We start from the raw sequence: 21,426 nt of genomic DNA, 5'->3' as shown, positions 1-21,426 counted from the left end.
ATGAGACCTCCAAGCCTACCCAGGCTACTTCACCCGCGATGTCACCAAATACTCCTGACTGGCATCGAACCAGCACTAACTAGATCCTAAGTCTAGCGCCTCTACCAATTGGGCTACAGGAGCAAAATCCATCGCACTTTTGGGTTTTGATACCCAATACCCTAGTTGGATTTGCACCAACAAAACTCTTGCACTCAACAAGAGATGTCTACTAATTGCATCACAGGGGTAAAGTCGGGATGGTTGGATTTGAACCAACGACTCCATGCTCCCAAAGCATGGCTTCTGGCCGCTGAATTACATCCCGTTGATGCTCCTGGCTGGATTTGAACCAGCATCATCCGATTTTTAAGACCGGCGCCTCTTTCCAGTTGGGCTACAAGAGCAATTTTTGGTACTCCTGGTGAGATTTGAACTCACACAACACAATTTTTGAAATTGTGGCCTCTGCCAATTGGGCTACAGGAGTATAATTGAGCTGCTTTGGTAATAGCAGAACTCGGAAGGCAGGGCTTGAACCTGCATTTGTCCGCTTTCAAAGAGCGGTGCCATACCGATTAGGCGACTTCCGAATAATTGGATGCCAGGGTAGGCTTTGAACCTACATAAATTCCTGTTTCAGAGACAGGTGACTTTACCAATTTGTCTACCCGGCAATTTAGAAAATGGCTGCCTCAGTAGGACTCGAACCTACAACCTAGCGGTTAACAGCCGCTTGCTCTACCATTGAGCTATGAGGCAACGCAATCCCCCAAGTCAGTATCGAACTGACGACTTCTTGTTCTTCAAACAAGCACTCTACCAACTGAGTTATCGGGGGAAACGGAGAAGGTGGGATTTGAACCCACGACGGGTGTTAAACCGCTCTTTCTTAGCAGGAAAGCGCCATAAGCCGCTCGGCCACTTCTCCATAGCGAGAACGGAGGGATTTGAACCCTCAAATCTTCAGTCGCGCTAACTGAGTTGTTGTCCTGTCACAACACATTCTCAAGATTGCAACTATATATTAAATACACAAGAGTCACCCACGGGGGTCAAAAACCCGGTTTCTATCTCAATATCTCTGGTAGAGATGCAAGATTTTTCTCAGAAACCGGGTTTTTTGTGTACGTCATAATACAGTTACAAATGGGTCGGGCTGGAATCGAACCAGCAACGCTTTAAGCTACTATTTTACAGACAGCTACCCACACCAATAGGAGGGCCGACCCAAGATAGAAAGTTTGGTAGGTCGCCGAGGAATTGAACCTCGATCCATCCGCTTAAAAGGCGGCTGCAAAACCATTCTGCCAACGACCCACACAAAGTGCTGACGGGATTTTAACCCGCAATCACTTGGGTGAAAACCAAGCGGCTTATACAATTTGCCTACAGCACTATTGATTGGCACAGGGACTGAGATTTGAACTCAGAAAATCAGTTTTGGAGACTGAGATGTTGCCAGTTACATCATCCCTGCATTTGGTGGCAGCGGCGGGATTTGAACCCGCATTAACCAAGGTATGAACTTGGGGCTTTACCGTTAAGCTACGCTGCAATTTTATCTGATTTGAAATTTCAGATTTGAGGTTGTTCCTATTAATAAATAGGAACAAAGGTTAGAGTGAGATTTGAACTCACGAAAATCGCTTTTGCAGAGCGATGCCTTATACCACTCGGCCATCTAACCTGGGAGTCCCGACGAGGTTTGAACTCGCAATCTTCACGCCAGAGAGGGTGACGGCTTCCACCAATTTGCCTACGGGACTATCGACGGGGCTGACGGGTTTCGATCCCGCTACCTTCGCTGTGACAGAGCGACGCTCTCCCAATTGAGCTACAACCCCACAGATTTTTGTTGGGAATTTCTGTTTGGACGGGGTGGCGGTTGATTCCGCGTACTACAACTCAAGGGAGTTATTGTTGCCGGAGTCTACACCGCCAAGGTCCAAAAGTCTGTGACATGATTAATTATCTATTTGGTTGTCAAGGTTCATATTGCTCTTGAGATAAAGCTTTGAGGCTCTTTCCCCTTCGCCATACATTTATACTACATTAGGTATTACAAGACTGTCAAGGGGGTAATACAATTTTTTTTTCGATCTGCTGCTTGGCGGGAAAGCAGAGGGGCTATTTTGGGGCTAAACCTCTGATAAATCAAGAGATTTGGGAGCTAAAGTGGTAGTGTCACGGGAGGTAAATTCAATGCTGAAGCTGTACTACACTCCAATTTCTGTGAATTTTGGCCGTCGCGCGAGGTGGCCCTTCTGGAAAAGCAGACACAGGATATAGCTGTTAGCACTGGGACTTGTTACAGAAGTCAGGGTTCTGAGATCTATATAGATCGGCTTTAGATTTTTTCGCCACAATTCCCTTTATCATATTGGGCATTGTGGAGTGAAAGGAATCTGAAGTGAGGGGAAATTATTTGTTTCAAATACTACTAAAAAAATGGCGTTTTGTGGCGATCGTACTGACAGGAGCCGTCATTAGCTTGGTCATGGGTTCGCTACTGCCGGGGTTTCAGCCGACTGAGCATCCTGGAACTGCTGTGGCTCAGGTACAAAACTCTAACCAATCTTTAACCCTAAATCCCTTATTTCATGAGGTAGGAGACAATCAAACAGGGTTTAATCTCGATCGCCAGATTCAACAACTTCTCACTGTATTAGAATCGAAAGAAAAACTGCTGACCTTTGTCCCGCCAGAAAAATTTCAAGGAACGACTATTTTTGAAGGACAAGTAAACAAGTCAGATAAAGTTATTGCCCTAACCGTTGATGACGGGCCTTGGCCGGAAACAACGGCACAAATGCTAGATATTTTTCAGCAAAATGATGTGAAAGCCACATTTTTTTGGATAGGTAAATCTCTGGAAAGTTCACCGGAAATTGCTCGGAGAGTTGTGGCCGAAGGTCATGCGATCGGCAATCATACATGGCATCATCCCTACGATCCAATGGATGCGGCGACTGCTGCTGACGAAATCGATCGCACCGCCAAACTGATTTACGAAACAACGGGAGTTAAGACAACTTACTTTCGCCCACCTGGGGGAGTTTTGAATAACGGCTTGGCCAAGTATGCCAAAGAGCACAATTATTCTGTGGTAATGTGGTCTGTAACTTCCGCAGATACCGATCCGCGGGCTCAACCAGAAGCTTTTGTGGAGAATGTGCTCAAGGGTGCGAAACCGGGTGCGATTGTGTTGATGCACGACGGCGGGGGCGATCGCTCTCGTACTATTAAAGCCTTACCTGATATGATTGCTGGTTTGAAAAAGCAGGGATATCGGTTTGTGACGATTCCTGAGTTGCTGGAAATGCCAGAGCAACAAGCGTAGCTCAAACCATGAGAATTCTCCCATAATTGTGGAACAGGCATCCTGCCTGTTCTTCACAGACTGGTTGGAGGGGGATTTTTTAACCGCAGAGGGCGCAGAGCACGCAGAGAGGTTTCTGAGATTTTTTGTTGGTCGATAGGTGCTTGTTTCTGGTTGGAGGGGGATTTTTTAACCGCAGAGGGCGCAGAGCACGCAGAGAGATTTCTGAGATTTTTTGTTGGTTGATAGGTGCTTGTTTCTGGTTGGAGGGGGATTTTTTAACCGCAGAGGGCGCAGAGGACGCAGAGAGATTTCTGAGACTATTTTGCGATCGAGAGGAGGTGTTTATGAATGGAATTTGCACGCTAGCTAATGATACAGTTTACGACCAACTTGTTGCTTTGCTCAACAGTATTGAAGTTATTTTAGGTTCAAGTATTCCCGTTTGTATTTATCCTTTCGATGACAAAATCCAGCAAATTAAAGGGGAAATTGTTAACCGTCCCAATGTTTTTATTTATGAAGATAGCGCTTCTATTGAGCGATGGGACAAATTTATGGAAGCTGCTGCGCCAGAGCGTTTGAACCGCAAAAAGTTTCGGCTTTACGGTGCACATCGACGCTTTTGTGCTTTCGATGGTCCTTTTGAAAAGTTTATTTATATGGATGCTGATACTTTGCTGATGAATTCCCTTGATGCAGTTTTTCGGCAGTTAGATAAATCGGATTTTGTAGTTTATGATTTTCAATTTAGCGACCCTACTAAAGTCTACAACATTAACTCACCCAAACTGGTTAAAGTATTTGAGCAAAAGCGGATAGAATCGGAAATATTTTGTTCTGGATTTTATGGCAGTAAGCAAGGATTTTTTGAGCAAAATACTAGAGCATGGCTGGTATCTCAACTGCAATCTGGGGAGGGGGAAATTCTCTATGAAGGTGCGGGAGAACAGCCTTTGCTCAATTATATGGTGATGAAAACTGGCATGAGTAGTTATAATTTTGCTTATAGTTTACCGGAGGAGCGGAAAACTGGGTGTTGTGTCAGTTCTCAACATTTTGAAGAGCAAGATAAAATTTTGTATGATAAGGGAAACCGACTGACTTACATTCATTATATTGGTGTGCCGCCGGATTTAATTCGGAGAGTTTGTGCGGGGGAAAATATTGATTTTCCCTATCGCGATTTGTTTCTGCATTATCGCTATCTCCGGGAACCGTCCCAGGGTCCTGTTTTTAGGGAAGCACCCAAGTCTTATACTGAGGTTTCTAGGTCGAATTTGTTAACAAGGGTATGGAGAAGGTTGAGGATAAATACATGAATCGCGGTATTTATATTGTGGCGAACGACCGGGTGATGGAAAGTGCGATCGCACTTATGAACAGCATAGGTTTGTACAATCGTCAAGTACCAGTTTTTTTGATTCCCTTCGATGAGAATTATCAGCAAGTCGCCGCCACACTCAGCCATCTCCATGGGGTGCAATTGTTCCCAAATCTGGAGTTTGTCGAACAGTTTACCAGAGAAATTGGGCAAATATTCGATCGCAACTTTTTAGCCCTCCCTAACAAAATGCGAAAACTCGTCGCCTGGTTTGGCCCTCTCGACGAATTTCTGTACATCGATACCGATATCATCGTCTTTGAAGACATCGCAGCCAACCTCAACAAACTATCGGAAGTAGACTTTTTTTGCTGCGACTACCACCACCTCAGCGAAAAACTACGGAATGTATTTTCACCCATTGTCAAAGCACAAAATATTTTCACAGATTCCGAACTTCAAGATGTCTTCAACAGCGGCTTTTGGGCTTCGCGGAAAGGAACTATTTCAGAATCGCAAATGTACGAAATATTGCGCGAATGTTCGCAGCATCGAGAATATTTCGACTTCACTCAAAATGTCACTGACCAACCTATACTAAATTACCTGATTCTTAAACTAATTCCCAAACGCTGTAACCTGGTGAAATCGACCGAATCAGAACCGGGAAGCTGGGCTGGTTCCAAGCATTTTCAGGAAATAGATTATGTGCTTTATGACAAAGGTAAAAGGTTAAAATATATTCATTGGGCCGGAATACCGATTAAATCTGGTAGTCCTTACTGGAAACTGTGGAAACATTATCGTTATCTGAATGAGGAAAAACCAAATTTAGTGCAAAGAATATTTCGATATTTGCATGGATAATATTGTTTGTAGCATGGGAGGGGGCGGGTTTACGAGATAGTTAATTTTCCCCATAACTGGTTCCCAGGCTCTGCCTGGGAACCGATATCCAGAGGCTCTGCCTCGCTTATTGCGGAGTGAAATTGGAGGTAGATCCTCCGGATCAGCGTTACCAGCCCATCAACAGAACCTGATATAATGTATTTTCAAATTATGACCAATGGTATTTATATACTAGCAAATGATGTGGTTTTCGACCACTTAGTCGCCTTATTAAACAGTCTGGAAGTGAACGGGGCAAAAGATATTCCTGTTTGCATCATTCCCTATGATGAGAGACTGCAAAAAGTGCGCGTAGAAATTGCAACTCGTCCTCATGTCACCTTGTTTGACAATACCGATTCAATCATGTTTTGGGAAAAATTTGCCACTCAAGTTTGGCAAACTCATGGGAAAGCTCAAAAAGTTTGGAAATCTAAAGGTTGGAAACCAGTTCAATGTTTGGAAATGCACCGAAAGTTATGTTGTTTTGACGGCGATTTTGATAAATTCATCTATTTTGACGCAGACACTCTGTTAATGGGAAATCTGGATTACATATATCAAAAACTTGATGACTTTGATTGGGTAGCTAACGATTTTCAATACAAATCAGACCTCAATTATATCTTTGATTTATCGTCTCCCAAATTGCCACAAATTTTAAATATTGACCAACTGCAATCTCATACTTTTTGTGCGGGTTGGTTTGCTTCAAAATCAGGTATTTTAAATCGTAATAATTGCTCTCAATATTTAGAATATTTAACATCAGGAGAAGCAGAAATTATGTCTTTGCGGGGGGCTGACCAATCTTTACTTAACTATTTAGTCGCCCGCAGCCAAATCTCTTTTTACAACTTTGCCTATGCTCAACCAGAACAGGTGACGGGGAATCATTGGTCTTCCCAATTTGATGTGAAAGATAATGTTCTATACGATAAAGGACGGCGGCTGACTTATTTGCACTACATGAGTATTTCGGCGGCCAAAATTAATCGATTATGTGCTGGCGAAGATGTGGAGATTCCCTACCGAGATATATTTCTGCACTACCGTTATTTGAAGTCGCCGGAAACCCAGCCAAAACTCACCCCTCCAAATTTGCTAGTTCGCTTCCACAGAAATCTCAAAAGTTGGGGAAATCAAAAAGTTAATAATGTTCAATTTAAGTTGCGGAATTTCTGGGATAAATAGTATAATATCAAATCCTCTCATCATCGTAATTATTAATCTCTCTCTTCTCTTCCTTCGCGTCATGAGCGCCTTCGCGGTTAAATCATATCAAATCCAGTTGTATCGGAATGATATAGAGGACACAGCAATGCCGTGTCCCTACTTGATAAACCGGTCAAAAACCCGGTTTCTGCATCAATATCTCTCGGATATAGCGACGATTTTTCCAAGAAACCGGGTTTTTTGGGTAAGTGTTATAGGATTTAACCGTACAAAGACTGAATCCACTCCCATTCGCGCCTTAAACCTGCTTCTAAACTAACTTTTGGCTGATAACCCAATATTTTCTTAGCTTTAGATACATCAGCGCTAGTGTGTCGCGCGTCACCCCGCGCCGTTTCGGTAAATTCGATCCGAATTGGTCGATCGACAATCTGCTCTATTGTATCAATAACTTCTTTCAAAACTACGCGACTTCCCCCACCAATATTAAAAACTTCCCCTGCTGCTTCTGCAACCTCAGCCGCCGCTAAATTAGCAGCAACGCAATCGCTGATAAAAGTAAAATCCCGCGTTTGTAATCCATCGCCAAAAATAGAAATCGGCTGGTCTAACAAAATCGACTTAAAAAACTTGTGAAAAGCCATATCAGGGCGCTGTCGAGGCCCATAAACTGTAAAATAACGCAGCGAAGTTGTGGGAACACCAAAATTCTGATAATAAAGCCCGCACAAACGTTCACCAGCTAACTTGGTAATTCCGTAGGGAGAAACGGGCTGGGGACAAGCATTTTCACTCGTGGGGAAAGATTCAGCATTTCCGTAAATTGAGGAAGAAGAAGCGTAGACAAACTTTTGCAGTCTTGGTGCATTTTTAGCAGCTTCTAATAATACTTGGGTGCTGTTAATATTGCGTTCGGTATAGCTGCGAAAACCCTCGCCCCAGCTAGCACGAACTCCCGCCTGGGCGGCCTGATGAAAAATCACCTTAGCATCGGACAAAAGCGATGACCAATTTAGAGACAAAATATCTCCTTCCACTAATTCAAAACCAGGATAGTTTTCAAATCGTGCAATATTCTTACGTTTTAGCGAAGGATCGTAATAATCGTTGAACTCATCAACACCTATTACTGTCTCTCCTCTATTTAAAAGAGTTTCTACTAAGTTAGAACCAATAAATCCCGCGGCACCAGTAACAATAAAAATACTCATTCTATTTTAGATTTTAAAGCTTTTACAAAAATTATTGAATAAATTGCGAGTCTCTTCTGCCTCTAACTCTGCGTTCTCTGCGTCCTCTGCGGTTCAAAAATCATCTAAATTAATTAGGCTCAAAGATTAGAGAACAATTAACCCCCTTTTTTATCTAAAAAAAGGGGGGTAATTGTTAACTATCATCCTTCATAGGAATCTAAGTCAAGGGCTTGGGAGCCTCCCCGTTCTAACTCCAACAATAGCTTACCTAGCTGTCTCCAAATTAGCCAGCCGGTGAGTACGGTTAGTGGGAAAGATAAAGCGTAAGCGAACAATTTGGGAAGTCCAAAAATCTCTACACCAGAAGCTAAAAATACGCAAATTCCTCCGGCCATTCCCAGGAAAGGTATGAATAATTGCAATCCTTGCAGGTTTGCTAAAGTGCGAGTAGCACGATTTTTTGACCACAACTTTACGGCTTCTTTGAGGGTTCCTTCAAAGGCTAAGCCAGAGGCTATTCCTGCTAGGAGTCCAGCAGTCATAAAAAAATAGGGAGGTTCGGGGAAATAATACACGAATAATTCTTTTGGGGTAATGGGAATTGGGAATTGGGAATTGGGAATTGTTGACTGTTGACTGTTAACTGTTGACTGTTAATTGTTAACTGTTGACGGCGTTGAGTGACAACTGCTTTCCTGTCAACTGACAACTGACAACTGACAACTGACAACTGACAACTGACAACTGACTAAAATCGAGTGAGGGCGGCGGCTCCTTCTGTGGAAAGTTCTGCTAATGCGCCCAGAGCAACGTTGAATAGGCGGCTTGGTTGCAGGTCTTCCTTGACTAGGTTCCACAGGCTGCCAACTTCTGCTGTGTGGATGCGATCGTCCTCAATCAAAGCTAGCATTAGCTGGCGTCGCAAAAACGAGCCTTCCTCGGATAGCAAGAATTGTAAACCTAGTTGTGCTGTCGGCAGTAGATCGAAACTCCGATCGGACCTAGCGATCGCGATCATCTCCTCTAATCTATTCCACTGGAATTTGCCATCCTTGAATAATACCTCAATCAAGCGCCGCCGCAGTGCCGGAGATTCCCCGTTCAACAAACGTCGCGCCACGTAAGGATAGGCAACCTCAACTATCTTGAAATCTGGATTTAGCGTCAAGGCCAAACCTTCTTCCGTTACCAGAGAGCGAATAATTAAGGCAAACTTGGCCGGCACTCGGAAAGGATAATCGTACATCAATTCCGAAAACTGGTCTGTAATCGTTTTGAAGTTAAAATCTCCTACCTTTTCGCCGATGATATCACCCAGTACAGATTCTAGGGCCGGGACGATCGGCATAATATTTGTATCTGGAGTCAAAAAGCCGAGTTTTACAAAATCTTTGGCTAACTCTAAATAATCTTTGTTGATTAAATGAACGACGGAATCAACCAAAGTTTCTTTAGTTGTTTCTTCCATCTGATCCATCATCCCAAAATCGATATATGCCATGCGGCCGTCCGCTAGAGCAAATAGATTTCCTGGATGGGGGTCTGCGTGAAAAAATCCGTGTTCTAGCAACTGTCGTAAACCGCTGCGGACTCCGACTTCAATTAAGCTATTGGTATCCAAACCTGCGGCTTTAACGCTTGCCATATCGGTCAGCTTGATGCCGTCAATCCACTCAAGAGTGAGAACGGATTTTGAAGTATAGCGCCAGTAGATGCTCGGTACTTTTACTGTCGGGTCATCGGCAAAATTTGTCGCAAATTTCTCGGCGTTGCGGCCTTCATTGATGTAGTCGATTTCCTCGAACAATTTAATGCCGAATTCATCGACAATTAAACTGAGGTCGTGACCGAGATTTAGTGGCAATAATGGGCCTAATAATCCGGCGGCCTGGCGCATTAAGTAGAGGTCAAGACTCAAGATGGGGAGCAAGTTTGGTCGCTGAACTTTGACGGCGACTGCTTCTCCGGTGATGAGACGAGCCCGATAGACTTGGCCGAGACTGGCTGCTGCGACTGGTTCTGGGGAGATTTGGCTGTAAGTGTCGCTAATTTTGCGATCGAGTTCTGCTTCAATAATCTCAAAAGCCAGGGCAGAGTCAAAGGGTGGCAACTGATCCTGGAGTTTGATCAGTTCTTGGAGAAAGTCTTTGCGGATCAAGTCTGGTCTGGTCGAGAGCGCTTGACCGACTTTAATGAAAGTGGGGCCCAAGCGAGTCAGTATTTGTCGCAGGTGTGCCGCTCGTTCCGGCTGGTGTGCGGCGACTTCGTGCTGCCAACTGTCCCACAGCATCCCGATGACGAAGCCTGCAAAGGACCAAATAACGGTGATGGCTCGCCAAATTGCTTTCCAAGGACGGTTGCGGTAATACTGAGCGATCGCTTGTGGATCGTAGCGTCTAGCTTGAGTAGATTGATACTGACGCACTCGTTTATTTTCCTCTTAGTTTCCGAAATTGACAATTAATAGGGAATGGGGGCATTGGGTGTCGGGCATTGGGCATGGGTAGTTAAAACTGTCTTCCCTGTTCCTTTTTCCTTCTTCCTTCTTCCTTCTTCCTTCTTCTAAATTTGTTTCTTTTCATTAACTATAGTACATAAAAGTACAAGTGCTTATTCAAAAAACGCCGCTGATTGAGCTAAGCAATCTTTGAGTCCATAAATCGCGCGCTCTTGTTGATCCCTCGACAGTTCTGGGAACATGGGCAAAGACAAGACTTCGCGACAAACTTGCTCCGCGACGGGCAACTGACCAGGCTGATAACCTAAAGATTTGTACACAGGTTGCAGGTGCAAAGGTAACGGATAGTAAACCATGGAACCGATGCCGTTTTCCTGTAACTGAGTCCGCATCCAGTCGCGAAATTTTCCAGAGGGAGAAATAGGAGGATGGTGCGGGTTTTCTGGACTGGTGAGCCGGATAGTGTATTGATTCCAAACTCCTTTTGCTTTGGGCAATTCTTGTGGTACGACGACTCCGGGGATGTGGCAGAGAATTTCGCTGTAGAATTCGGCTTTTTCGCGCCGCTGAGCATTCCATGTGTCGAGATATCGCAATTTAATGCTGAGAATCACTGCTTGTATGGCATCTAAACGGCTGTTGTAGCCGATTTCTTCGTAAAAGTATCTGGAGGACTGGCCGTGTTCTTTGAGCATCCGCATGGATGCTGCTAGGGCCCGATCGTTTGTGGTGACAGCTCCGCCGTCGCCGCAAGCTCCTAAGTTTTTGGTCGGATAAAAACTGAAGCAGCCTACATGGCCGATGCTGCCGACTTTTTGAGATTGCCATTGGGCACCGACAGATTGGGCGCAATCTTCAATGACTGCTAGATTGTGTCTGTTGGCAATTTCCATGAGCTGTGTCATGTCTGTGGGTTGCCCGAAGATATGCACGGGCATAATTGCCTTGGTTTTTTCGGTGATGGCTGCTTCTAGGCGATCGACATCCATGTTAAATGTCCCAGAGTCAATATCGACAAACACTGGAGTTGCACCGACGGCGCTAATTGTCTCAGCGGAGGCAAAAAAGGTAAAAGGAGTGGTGATGACTTCATCGCCAGGGCCAATTTTGAGCGCCCGCAAAGCTAAAATCAGGGCATCGGTGCCGGAGTTACAGCCCACGCAGTCGGAAACTCCGGTGTAGTTGGCGAACTCTTGTTCAAAATTCTTGACAGCCGGGCCGCCGATGTAGCCACCAGAGGCAAGCACTTTTTGCACCGCAGCAGCTATTTCGTCGCCAATCAGGGCGTATTGGCTGGTTAAGTTGAGGGGGGGGACATTATTCACTCTTCACACCATAAATTTCAACCATTATCAAACCAAATTCTTGCAGCAAAACTGTTTCCCAGACACCTTTATTGCAATATCTTATATTTTGACGCGCCAACAATCACTTTATCGAAACGGAGTTCCTGTGTTAATTTTGCTAGATTTTACGGATTTGGGTTGGGCTTTGGGGATGGTGGCGATCGCGATCGGGCTTTCGGCTTGGCAGGAATTGGGAATGTCCGGGTCGATCGCGATCGCCGCGGGGCGCACCCTGATCCAGTTAATCTTAGTCGGCTACGTGCTGGCAGTCGTATTTGACCCCAATGCTAAAAATCCTTGGCTGGTTTTAGCAGTCTTAGCAATCATGGTGACAACAGCTAGCGTAGTCGCCACCAACCGCATCAGCAAAAAAATCAAAAACTTACTACCTTTAGTTTCGGGTTCAATTTTGACCGGCACCGCCTTGACTTTGGCCTATACAAATTTGCTAATTCTACAACCTGAGCCTTGGTACGAACCACAATACCTGATTCCTTTAGCGGGGATGATATTAGGAAATGCCATGAATTCCGGGGCGATCGCCGGTGAAAGACTCGTGAGTACAATTAATGGTAGTCAGTTAGAAATAGAAACCCATCTGAGTTTAGGAGCCACCCCCCAGCAAGCAGTAAAGCAGTATCGCAAAGATGCTATTAAAGCTGGATTAATCCCCACTTTAAATACAATGACGGTTGTGGGAATTGTGACTTTGCCCGGTATGATGACAGGTCAAATGCTCAGTGGTGTTGCCCCTCTGGATGCAGCATCTTACCAGATTTTGATTATGTTTGTGTTAGCGCTGGCAACTTTAATCGCAACCTTGCTATTGACTGAGGGATTGTATCGCAGATTTTTTAATCAAGATGCACAATTGATTAAATGGTAATTGGCCATAGGGAATTGGGCATAGGGCATGGGGCATTGGGAATTGGTAATTGGGCATTGGGCATGGGGAATTGGGAATGAGGAGACGGCAGTGCCGTTTCCCTACTATGATTAATTGTAGGGACACGGCATTGCCCATTGGTGTCAACTTAAGCTCAAACCCAGTCAAAGATGGCTGTTTGACCATTAAACTTAGATCCCCCCTAACCCCCCTTAAGAAGGGGGGGACAAGAAGTTACTCAAAGTCCCCCTTCTTAAGGGGGATTTAGGGGGATCTAGACTTGGCATAAAAACGAGATTTCTCAAGGGTTTCAGCCTTAAGTTGACACCAATGGGCATTGCCGTCTCCTGGCTGTGAGTAATATCAATTCCGATGCTACCAGATTTGATATGAGTTATCTTGTGGGGTGGGCTTCTAGCCCGCCCTAATCACCACTAAGGAGAATAACCATGATTCAAATAGCAACTAAAACACTAAGTTTTGAAGAATTTGCGGAATGGAAGCCAGAAAACGGACGCTATGAACTGCACAATGGAGAGATTGTTGAAATGTCACAGCCATTAGGAGACCATGAAGAAGTTATCGGTTTTTGCGCCAGAAAATTGACGGTGGAATTCGATCGGCTAAACCTTCCCTACTTCATCCCCGGACAAGCATTAGTTAAGCCCCCAGAAAACGAATCAGCTTATTCGCCCGATATTCTGATCTTAAATCGTCCGAATTTAGCATCAGAACCTCTGTGGAAAAAATTCTCCACTGTGACTCAAGGGGCATCAATTCCGCTGGTTGTTGAAGTCGTGAGCACGAATTGGCAAGATGACTACATCAAAAAAGTAGGTGAATACGAACTAATCGGGATTCTTGAATACTGGATTGTGGATTATCTCGGTTTGGGCGGCCGCAGGTTTATCGGGAATCCTAAGCAACCGACTATTTCGATTTATCGGTTGGTTGATGGCGAGTATGAAATTAGTCAATTTCGGGGAGATGATCGGATTGAGTCGCCAACTTTCCCAGAGTTGGATTTGACGGCGCAACAGATTTTTCAGGCTGGATTGATTGCGGATGAGATTCCTGGGGATACTGATTAGTTTTGAATGAACAGGGCTTATTCAAAAAGTGGTTTTATGCGCTACTTATAGCTGTAAGGTGTTTAGGTTCCACTTTTATTCAGCAGATTCAATGATTGGAATTAATCGTTCTTCGATTTCATCAATATAGGCTGTTAACCCTGTCTGAACACCTTTTTTTCGCAGAATTTCCAGCTCCGTGTCTTCCCAGCACTGTTGTTCCCGTTCCATCTTGCCACCTGTAAGCTTTTCCACAACTATTTTAGGGTTTCTAATGCGATCGGGTTCTGTCAATGAGTTAGAGCGTAGTCTGTGAGATTCTTCGCAAGGATTAAACGTCAATTCTGTCGTTATCTCTTTAAGGATTTGTGCTTCCTCTTGATTAGATGGCACAAACCCATTCAAAACCCAGGCTTCCCGCATTCTGTCGGGTGTACCAATAATAATTGCTAATTTAGGTTGTAGATGAATGTTATCTAAACGTACTTCCTCGATATGTTCTTTTCGCTGAGGTTGATTATCCAAATCACGCATCAAAATAACGGCTTTAATATCTCTCTTTTGTTTGTATTGTAGAAAGCTGATTAACTTGATAATTTTATTAGCTGATTGACCATCACTTTTAAATTTTCCATTCGATCTGATGGTGGGGAACTTAAATTTATCTGAAAGACGTTTAGTTATATCATCAATATTTTTCCAACAAGAATTCTCTGTACCAGCTTCTAAACCACTCCATAGAAAATGATATTGCAGCAGATCGGGCTCTAACCAATCAATTTTATCTACTAAAACGCGATCGGCTAATTTAGTAGCGGTTCGTGCGTCTGCACTACTTTCGACAATCACCACAAACTCAATCATTGATTTCTCCTGCAACCACCCAATCTTCTCCCTCCGCATCCCAGAATTCTCCAGTGGTTAAAGTTTGTTTTGCCCATTCTACATCAGGATGTTCATCCAATCGTTTGGAATGAGTAACACCTGAGTTGTTGTTGCTTAATACATGAACTTGAGATGGAGTAAGTTCATCCACAATGTAAGGAGAATGGGTGGAAAAAATAATTTGCAGGTTGTTGTTTTGTTGAATGATTTCTTTGAAAACAGCGATCAATTCTCGTTGCGCTTTGGGATGAAGTCCCTGTTCGACATCATCTAGTAATACTAAATTAGGTTGATTCGGATTCATCAAAACAGTCAGTAATCCGAGGGCGAGCATTGTTCCTTCGCTAATCGCATGGGCTGGAATACGCTTACCAGTATTCATGTCTAGAACAACTTCTTGCCCTGTCATTTCCTGACTTTCTTCGTAGGATATAGATTTGCCATCGACTTCGATTAAGCGTTGGCGATTTACCATAACCTTGGCTCGTTTTACGCCGACTTCGCGTACACCTGGTACAATCCGTTTCAACATTTCTTGTAAAGATTGAAACTTATCTGGAGCTTCGTCACGAAGATAGTCTAAGGTAGGTGCTAACCCTGAACCATCGAACTCAACTCGCGGAATGATTGCATCGCTATAAGCTGCTTTAGCAAGATTACTGGCTACGAGCTTAAGATGAACTGCGTTTCTCAAAGATTGCTGAATTGGCTCTGGAGCATACATGAAGGAACTTGTCTCTCCTTCCATACTGTTCGGCTTTTTATCTGCCTCCCATGATAGTCTAGGAGACCAATAATCATTAACTGTTTGTCTCCAGTCATAAGAAGCTTTCCAATCATTTCTATCTGGGTTTCCCCAAAAACCACTTGCAGTAACAGACATATTATCTTGCCCAATTCTTGCAATAAATTGAGGCGATCTTTCATACTGAAAAATGTTGGCAAATGATGAATTAGCAAGCCGACTGAGATAATGTAATGCTTGTAATACTGATGTTTTACCAGAACTATTTTGTCCTACGAGTGCGTGGAGGCGTGAATCATCAAAATTTAGTTCTGTATCTTTATGACTTTTGAAGTTATGAAGTTTGACCTTTTCTAGCATTTAATTTATAACATCTTTTTATAGCGTTCTTTACAGGATTTGCGATCGCATATTTTGACTTTGCGTGGCGGTTGGTGGATTAGTCGCGGTTAAATATTTACTTCATCGCCGCCGCCAACCCACGCTAAAATCTGTTCCAATCCCAACTAATTCCCGTGAGTGCCAATGCGCTTGCCTTCGGCATTGTACACTTGCATGGGAATATTGGCGTTATCGCCGATCGCCTCCAAAGCGAGTTGCAGAGTTTGAACGTGCTTTTCTACAGCTTGACGAGTCTTGGTAGCATTGTTATAGTCGGCTTGAATGAAAATTTGTTGCAGTTTCTGCACGTAATCGGGCGTCATCTGCACCGCAATCAAATCTTTGCTAACAGTATAGTCGCAAATCTTGGGATTTCCCTTGCAAGTTTTATCTAAATCAGTGCGGGCTTTTTGTAAAGTCCTTTCTTCCTGCAACTTAACTTCTGCTTCGTGCAAATAAGTTCTATAGGAAGGCATCAGTGGTTGGGTTTTCAAGTAATAAGAAGTTGTGGGAGGAACTTTGGCGGCGTAACTCAAGGCTCGTCGCCAGTGTTCTGATGCTTGAAACCAAGCATTTCGCTCCTCAAAAATTCTCGCTTGAGCAGCTATTGTTACTGCTTGAGTATAGGCCTCTTCTGCCATTGCTTCGACTTGTTTTCGCTCGCTAGCTTCTGATAGTTTGGTTTCGTATTGAGGAATCAGGGATTTCGCTTGTTCGTAAGATTCCGTATTGGTGGAAATGTCTGATAGCTTGTCGAGGGATTTTTGCCAATTTGCTTGCACTTTCTCCCAACTTTCTGCTTGCTGAGCTACTATGGCGCGGGCTTCTGCTATTTGGGCTGTCTTTTTGGCATCTAGCAGTTGGTTTTCGGCTTTTTTTTCTGTGGTTAACTGTCTATTTCCCTTTGCTAGTTTTTGGCGATATTCCTTTAATTTTTGTTGAGCAAAGGGATAAGCTGTGCTGTTTTGGGGAATTTCTTTGAGTTTGGCGATCGCACTTTGCCACAGAGACTGGGATTCTTGCCAATTCTGTGCGCTATGGGGCGGATTTTCGGTGATTTCTGCGGCGGATACTGCCAGTCTTGTGGCATCTACTGCCAAGTTTAAATTCTGACTTTGCCTGCGGTATCTGTCAAGTTCATCTTCAGCTTTGCCGTGATGAATTGACCAAAATGGAATAGGTTCTAAAAGGGCGATCGCCTGTTTTAACTGTTCTTGCGCTGCTTCGGGAGTATTGTCAACTTTTGAAGTTTTGAGCGTCCTCGCTGAATTATCGCTTAACTGTTGAGCATCAGCCAATGGGGTACACTCGCCGATAACGCAAGGGCGACTCAGCAGGTAATAAACGCCTCCCAAAACTACGATCGCCACACTAGAAATAGCTACTACAGCTAAGCTCACAAACGGTGAATGCTTGGGTTTTTTGGTGACGGTGACTGGTTCTAGATCCAGCGGATCGAATGGATTTAGCTCGCCATCTGTCGGTATTGCTGAGACTTTAAAGGCGATCGGTTCCTCATGGCTGGGAGTCTCCCACACATCGGGAAAAGTTTCCTCTAACCATGGGTTTCCATCCTCTGTTTCCGAGGGCGACTCACCAGCTACATCCGGTACCTGAGTTGTCTCCGTTGTCTGCTGCGTCTCCGGTACTTTAAGTACGATCGCACTTTCCGTTGAGTCTGCGGGTATTGCTGCTGCTTTTTGCCGTATTTCGACTGTTTTTGTCCTTGACAAAACAGGGTGATTCATGGTAAAAGAATGAAACGCATAGGGCTGTTTTTGCCCGGTAATTTTCAGGCAAAGTCCAATCTGTTGAATAGATTGAGGTTGCAATTCCAGAATGGCTGCTTCTAGCACCGCAAAAGTTTGTTTAGCTTTGAGAACCAAACTACGCGGATGTTCTCCTACTACGGTTAAAGATGCTTCTTGAAAATCGCAGCTTAGATAGAGTGGTAAATTTTTAAATCCGGCTGCTTGTAAATGTTTATGTAAATCTACTTCAAGAATTTCCGATCTGCTTTGTCGCGCTGCTACTTTCATATTAATTGTTCCTTAATATCTCACCACACTAACAATTTTCGATTTGATATTTGAAATTTTCGATAGCTGGGTTGTCAGTGTTAAATAGAACTTACGCAGTATAACCTGTTCTGCCATAATTTGAGATGTTTGGCAACCTTTGTGAATGACAGCATTATGTTGAAATTTGTAAGTCCTATTAATTGGGCTGCAACGCACTTTTATGGAAAGTGTAAAATCTCAAATCTCAAACTTTAAATCGTAAAGATTCTCCATAACTTTCGCTGTAATAAACTCGATCCAAATTAAAACGTCCGCCGTATTTTTTGAAAGGTTCTTGTGCATAGCCAAGGGGAAGCAAACAACAAACATCTACTGCTTCGGGAATGTTAAAGGCTTCTTTCACCTTGGCGGCTACAAAACCTTCCATGGGACAACTGTCCACCCCAAAACTTTTGGCTGCAATCATTAAATGAGCTACAGCTAACATTGTTTGGCGATTTGTCCAAGCTTCTAAGGAGTCAAAACTAGGATGAGACTCGAACAATTGCGGGATTGCGCCTCGTATATAATCGGCTAAAGTATCATTTACCCCACCCACGGCTTTACCCAATTCAATGACGGCTTCAATGTTTTCGGGTTGAGAAGCGCGCCGATCGCCACAGCAAATTAATACGATTGGGGCTTCTACAACTTGGCGCTGATCGAAAGCACAGGCTTTTAATTTTTCCTTACTTGTTTGGTCTTGGAGTATGATGAACCGCCAAGGCTGTAAGTTGTAACCCGAAGGCGATCGCACTCCCAAGCGCAAAATCTCTTTGAGAATTTCTGGTGGAATTAGATCGGGTCTGAAACTACGGGCAGCCCGACGGCTTTCGATGGCTGTTTTGACATTAATTGAAGGCTGCATTTCAATATTCATGGGTGATGGGTTATGGGTTATTCGTTATTAGAACAACAAATAACAACTTTAACTGCTTTTCGTGTCAACTGACTTATCCTAACCCCAACTCGCGCTTGAGCAAATTAATCGACTTAGAACCGATGTAATTTTCGCAGCATACCAGTTGGGGCGGACGAATAATATCTTCTCTGGCCGCGTTAATCGCAGCTTTTACTGTAGCAAAACTTGGTTGGTCGCAAAAGATTGTTCTGGCCGATCGCACGATGGAGTTAATTTTGTACGTGTCTGACAGCAGCGCCGTCATCACCAGCAAATCCTCTCCCCGGAAACTGTGAATGATTACTTCAGTCGATCGCAGCATACCAGGGCTGAGACTGACCAAACCCAAATAACTGTCTTTCGGTAAACCCCCCACTAACTTAATCTCCTGAACATAATCGTAAATGTCTACGGGAATAACTCGCACAGAACGAGGTGCCGCGATCGACTCAGCTTCTCCGATAAAATAGCGGCTAGTGATCACAGTACCCGAAGAGATTTGATCCAAAAAAGTAGCCAAATCTTCCATCGCCACCAACTGTATGGGGATACGCAGAGCTTGTTCGAGTTCTTTCGCCATCAACTCTCCGACGCCGATGTCTTCTGCGGGGGCTGTGACGAGCACCCGCGCGCTGCACCGGAGCCGCCAGTCAATTTCGGCCAAAAATAATTCCCTGGCTTGGTTGAGGGTACAGCCCTGTCCCAGCAGTTGATCCAGGCTTTCTTGCACTATCTTGTTTGCCAGAGGATATTCATCCAGGATGGGAGATTTGAGTTTACTGCCGCCTTCGTGGCCTTGAGCCCGCACGTAAATCCCCGATCCGGCTTGAGCTTCCACGAGTCCGGTATTTTCTAGCTGTCGGTAAACTTTGCTGATGGTGTTGCGGTGCAAACCCGTCTGCATGGCTAGTTGTCTGGTACTGGGTAAGCGGTGTCCAGGCGGAAATTGTCGCGAGGCGATCGCAAACCTGATTTGATTGAACAGTTGCGTGGAGGCTGGAATGTCACTATCTGTTTGAATATGAAATTGAACCATCTTAAAGGCTCCAAGGACTTCAACTTAATATTTATATAGGTGAGTACCGGGCCCATTAGGGATCGGATATCTCTCTCTATAGCATAATCTTATTTGGATCATCACTTGAGGTTTTCCTCCCCTTCAGGAGATAAGTCCGCATTTCCCCCTTGCCTTTAATCTCGATCGAGCCCCGTTCTTCAAATTCATATTTTTCCTGGAGTAATTCGTAACTATAGATGCTAACTTGAATCCGACCTGGTAGGCCGTGAGATTCCATACGGCTGGCTGTATTTACAGCATTTCCCCACAAATCGTAAATAAATTTTTTAGTACCAATGACTCCCGCTACCACCGGGCCGCTATTAATCCCGATGCGGAGGTCAAATTTCGATTCTAGCTTCACATTTAATTCTTTAATTGCTGCTAGCATATCCATGGCCATTTCGGCGATCGCCTCTGCGTGATCTGTCCGTTGAATGGGAATACCAGCCGCTACCATATAAGCATCCCCGATCGTCTTAATCTTTTCTAAACCGTGCTTTTCTGTTAATTTGTCGAAAGTTGAGAAAATTTCATTGAGCAAATACACCAATTTAGTCGCCGACATCGTGGTAGAAATTTGAGTAAAATTCACCAAATCAGCAAACAGGACAGTGGTGTGTTCAAACTTGTCAGCAATCACCCCCGGTTGGGACTTCAATCTGTCGGCGATCGCCTCTGGTAAAATATTTAGCAATAAACCATTAGTTTTTTTCTGTTCTTTCCTGAGAGCCGATTCAATCCGCTTACGTTTGGTGATGTCATGAAAAAATACAGAAATGCCGTCATGGGAAGGAAAAACCCTAACTTCCAACCAAACTTTTAAATGACGATAATATTTTTCAAAACTCATTCCCACTTGTTTAGATACAGCTTCCTGAAACTCTTTGTAAAATACTGAGCTAAACAAATCTGGAAACTCTTGCCAGATATTTTTACCAAAAATCTCTTCCGGTTTGCGGTGCAAAAACTTCGCAGCTTTGTAATTCACATAGGTAAATCGCCAATGGGGATCTAAAGCAAAAAAAGCATCGCTCATTCCTTCTAAAAAACTCACAATTTGCTCATCAGAAGCCCGCAGTTTTGCTTCTACTTGTTTTTGCCTTTTGATGGAACGGTTTAACTTAACTAAATTAATCCGCAACTCCATTTGACTGATTACTTGTCTTCCTAAAATCCGCAGTGCTTCCAACTGTTCCGGGCTGAGATGCCGAGGGACTGTATCGATCGCACACAAAGTCCCAATCGGAAAACCATCAGCAGTTACTAAAGGAGTACCAGCATAAAATCGAATATTTGGATTAGAAGTGACTAAAGGATTCCCAGCAAAGCGAGGGTCATTTATGGCATCTGGTACAACTAGCAATTCATTGGGCTTTAAAATAGCATGAGCGCAAAACGCCAACTCTCTAGGAGTTTCTGTTGCTTCTAAACCAACTCTAGATTTAAACCATTGTCGATTAGAATCAACTAAACTAACTAAAGCAATGGGAGTACCGCAAATGTGGGATGCCAAAGCTGTTAAATCATCAAAAGCTCCTTCTGCATCTGTATCGAGAATATTATAACTGTGAAGTGCTTTTAGCCTTTCTTCTTCATTGCTAGGGAAGATTGCAGCTTGCATGGGTGGCGGTGCGGATACAGATTTCCGAAAAATGCTCGCAACTGTCGCTGCTGCGATTTTTTGGACTTGTGCTACCAGCCTTTCCACTAGCATTAAAAAATCTACCTTCCAAGCTTTGTTCATATTTATCT

16 protein-coding genes and 17 tRNA genes are annotated in these 21,426 nt (G+C 43.9%); 6 read left to right on the top strand and 27 right to left on the bottom strand.

The features are described from left to right. Positions 1–49: 49 nt before the first annotated feature. From P2A85_RS22900 to P2A85_RS22820, 17 genes are all read right to left on the bottom strand, one after another. Positions 50–123, bottom strand: a tRNA-Leu gene (locus P2A85_RS22900). Between the two features lie 111 nt (positions 124–234). Then, positions 235–307 (bottom strand) — tRNA-Pro (locus P2A85_RS22895). 4 nt (positions 308–311) lie between these two features. Further along, a tRNA-Leu gene (locus P2A85_RS22890) sits at positions 312–386 on the bottom strand. A 6-nt stretch (positions 387–392) separates the two neighbouring features. Next, positions 393–469 (bottom strand) — tRNA-Leu (locus tag P2A85_RS22885). A 29-nt stretch (positions 470–498) separates the two neighbouring features. Continuing rightward, positions 499–572: transfer RNA gene (locus tag P2A85_RS22880), tRNA-Gln, on the bottom strand. 5 nt (positions 573–577) lie between these two features. After that, a tRNA-Gln gene (locus tag P2A85_RS22875) sits at positions 578–656 on the bottom strand. Positions 657–666: 10 nt separating this feature from the next. Continuing rightward, positions 667–741 (bottom strand) — tRNA-Asn (locus P2A85_RS22870). 6 nt (positions 742–747) lie between these two features. Then, positions 748–820: transfer RNA gene (locus P2A85_RS22865), tRNA-Phe, on the bottom strand. Between the two features lie 3 nt (positions 821–823). Further along, positions 824–910: transfer RNA gene (locus P2A85_RS22860), tRNA-Ser, on the bottom strand. A gap of 219 nt (positions 911–1,129) precedes the next feature. Beyond that, a tRNA-Tyr gene (locus P2A85_RS22855) sits at positions 1,130–1,211 on the bottom strand. A 13-nt stretch (positions 1,212–1,224) separates the two neighbouring features. Further along, positions 1,225–1,299 (bottom strand) — tRNA-Lys (locus P2A85_RS22850). A 5-nt stretch (positions 1,300–1,304) separates the two neighbouring features. Further along, positions 1,305–1,378: transfer RNA gene (locus tag P2A85_RS22845), tRNA-Glu, on the bottom strand. A 6-nt stretch (positions 1,379–1,384) separates the two neighbouring features. After that, a tRNA-Trp gene (locus P2A85_RS22840) sits at positions 1,385–1,459 on the bottom strand. 3 nt (positions 1,460–1,462) lie between these two features. After that, positions 1,463–1,537: transfer RNA gene (locus P2A85_RS22835), tRNA-Met, on the bottom strand. 58 nt (positions 1,538–1,595) lie between these two features. Further along, positions 1,596–1,669: transfer RNA gene (locus P2A85_RS22830), tRNA-Cys, on the bottom strand. Continuing rightward, a tRNA-OTHER gene (locus tag P2A85_RS22825) sits at positions 1,670–1,748 on the bottom strand. A 5-nt stretch (positions 1,749–1,753) separates the two neighbouring features. Next, a tRNA-Asp gene (locus P2A85_RS22820) sits at positions 1,754–1,826 on the bottom strand. Positions 1,827–2,407: 581 nt separating this feature from the next. On the opposite strand from P2A85_RS22820, the gene P2A85_RS22815 reads away from it, so the two are divergent. The 4 genes from P2A85_RS22815 (at position 2,408) to P2A85_RS22800 (ending at position 6,707) form a co-directional block, all read left to right on the top strand. After that, the gene (locus P2A85_RS22815) at positions 2,408–3,322 is read left to right on the top strand and encodes a polysaccharide deacetylase family protein (protein ID WP_377475673.1); all 915 of its coding nucleotides are present in this window, start codon (positions 2,408–2,410) and stop codon (positions 3,320–3,322) included. Between the two features lie 326 nt (positions 3,323–3,648). Further along, positions 3,649–4,623: an Npun_R2821/Npun_R2822 family protein gene (locus P2A85_RS22810; protein WP_377475671.1), complete on the top strand. Its 975-nt coding sequence runs from the start codon at positions 3,649–3,651 to the stop codon at positions 4,621–4,623. Beyond that, positions 4,620–5,492: an Npun_R2821/Npun_R2822 family protein gene (locus P2A85_RS22805; RefSeq protein ID WP_371114981.1), complete on the top strand. Its 873-nt coding sequence runs from the start codon at positions 4,620–4,622 to the stop codon at positions 5,490–5,492. Before P2A85_RS22810 ends, P2A85_RS22805 begins: the two co-directional genes overlap by 4 nt. A 192-nt stretch (positions 5,493–5,684) precedes the next feature. After that, positions 5,685–6,707, top strand: a complete 1,023-nt coding sequence (locus tag P2A85_RS22800) for an Npun_R2821/Npun_R2822 family protein (protein ID WP_377481643.1) — start codon at positions 5,685–5,687, stop codon at positions 6,705–6,707. A 242-nt stretch (positions 6,708–6,949) separates the two neighbouring features. On the opposite strand, the gene P2A85_RS22795 is transcribed toward P2A85_RS22800, so the two are convergent. From P2A85_RS22795 to P2A85_RS22780, 4 genes are all read right to left on the bottom strand, one after another. Continuing rightward, complete coding sequence (locus tag P2A85_RS22795) at positions 6,950–7,900, bottom strand: NAD-dependent epimerase/dehydratase family protein (RefSeq protein WP_377475670.1); 951 nt, start codon at positions 7,898–7,900, stop codon at positions 6,950–6,952. Positions 7,901–8,082: 182 nt separating this feature from the next. After that, the gene (locus P2A85_RS22790; protein WP_340517878.1) at positions 8,083–8,424 is read right to left on the bottom strand and encodes a hypothetical protein; all 342 of its coding nucleotides are present in this window, start codon (positions 8,422–8,424) and stop codon (positions 8,083–8,085) included. Between the two features lie 206 nt (positions 8,425–8,630). Beyond that, positions 8,631–10,307: an ABC1 kinase family protein gene (locus tag P2A85_RS22785; RefSeq protein ID WP_377475669.1), complete on the bottom strand. Its 1,677-nt coding sequence runs from the start codon at positions 10,305–10,307 to the stop codon at positions 8,631–8,633. A 185-nt stretch (positions 10,308–10,492) separates the two neighbouring features. After that, on the bottom strand, positions 10,493–11,665 hold the full coding sequence (locus P2A85_RS22780; protein WP_377475668.1) for a DegT/DnrJ/EryC1/StrS family aminotransferase: 1,173 nt from the start codon (positions 11,663–11,665) through the stop codon (positions 10,493–10,495). Positions 11,666–11,792: 127 nt separating this feature from the next. Here P2A85_RS22780 and P2A85_RS22775 point away from each other — a divergent pair, with 127 nt between their 5' ends. Together P2A85_RS22775 and P2A85_RS22770 are read left to right on the top strand one after the other, a co-directional pair. Then, on the top strand, positions 11,793–12,572 hold the full coding sequence (locus tag P2A85_RS22775) for an ABC transporter permease (RefSeq protein ID WP_341731073.1): 780 nt from the start codon (positions 11,793–11,795) through the stop codon (positions 12,570–12,572). 449 nt (positions 12,573–13,021) lie between these two features. Beyond that, on the top strand, positions 13,022–13,663 hold the full coding sequence (locus tag P2A85_RS22770; RefSeq protein ID WP_377475667.1) for a Uma2 family endonuclease: 642 nt from the start codon (positions 13,022–13,024) through the stop codon (positions 13,661–13,663). A 75-nt stretch (positions 13,664–13,738) separates the two neighbouring features. Here the strand turns inward: P2A85_RS22770 and P2A85_RS22765 are convergent, their stop codons facing one another. The 6 genes from P2A85_RS22765 to P2A85_RS22740 all read right to left on the bottom strand — a co-directional run bounded on the left by P2A85_RS22765 (position 13,739) and on the right by P2A85_RS22740 (position 21,418). Next, complete coding sequence (locus P2A85_RS22765; RefSeq protein ID WP_377475666.1) at positions 13,739–14,506, bottom strand: hypothetical protein; 768 nt, start codon at positions 14,504–14,506, stop codon at positions 13,739–13,741. Continuing rightward, the gene (locus P2A85_RS22760) at positions 14,499–15,632 is read right to left on the bottom strand and encodes an AAA family ATPase (protein WP_377475665.1); all 1,134 of its coding nucleotides are present in this window, start codon (positions 15,630–15,632) and stop codon (positions 14,499–14,501) included. Before P2A85_RS22760 ends, P2A85_RS22765 begins: the two co-directional genes overlap by 8 nt. 146 nt (positions 15,633–15,778) lie before the next feature. Then, positions 15,779–17,692: a hypothetical protein gene (locus P2A85_RS22755; protein ID WP_377475664.1), complete on the bottom strand. Its 1,914-nt coding sequence runs from the start codon at positions 17,690–17,692 to the stop codon at positions 15,779–15,781. A 226-nt stretch (positions 17,693–17,918) separates the two neighbouring features. Continuing rightward, positions 17,919–18,581: a nitroreductase family protein gene (locus P2A85_RS22750; protein ID WP_377475663.1), complete on the bottom strand. Its 663-nt coding sequence runs from the start codon at positions 18,579–18,581 to the stop codon at positions 17,919–17,921. 85 nt (positions 18,582–18,666) lie between these two features. Then, positions 18,667–19,650 (bottom strand): GntR family transcriptional regulator, encoded by a 984-nt coding sequence (locus P2A85_RS22745; protein ID WP_377475662.1) that lies wholly within the window; start codon positions 19,648–19,650, stop codon positions 18,667–18,669. A 76-nt stretch (positions 19,651–19,726) separates the two neighbouring features. Further along, entirely contained in the window at positions 19,727–21,418 is a 1,692-nt protein-coding gene (locus P2A85_RS22740; RefSeq protein WP_377475661.1) for an adenylate/guanylate cyclase domain-containing protein, read from the bottom strand. Between the last annotated feature and the right edge of the window lie 8 nt (positions 21,419–21,426).

The sequence above is a fragment of the Microcoleus anatoxicus genome, from assembly GCF_042465725.1.
Classification (GTDB): domain Bacteria; phylum Cyanobacteriota; class Cyanobacteriia; order Cyanobacteriales; family Microcoleaceae; genus Microcoleus; species Microcoleus anatoxicus.
Note: the sequence above shows the minus strand (reverse complement) of the source record. Positions and strands in the feature narration are given on the sequence as shown.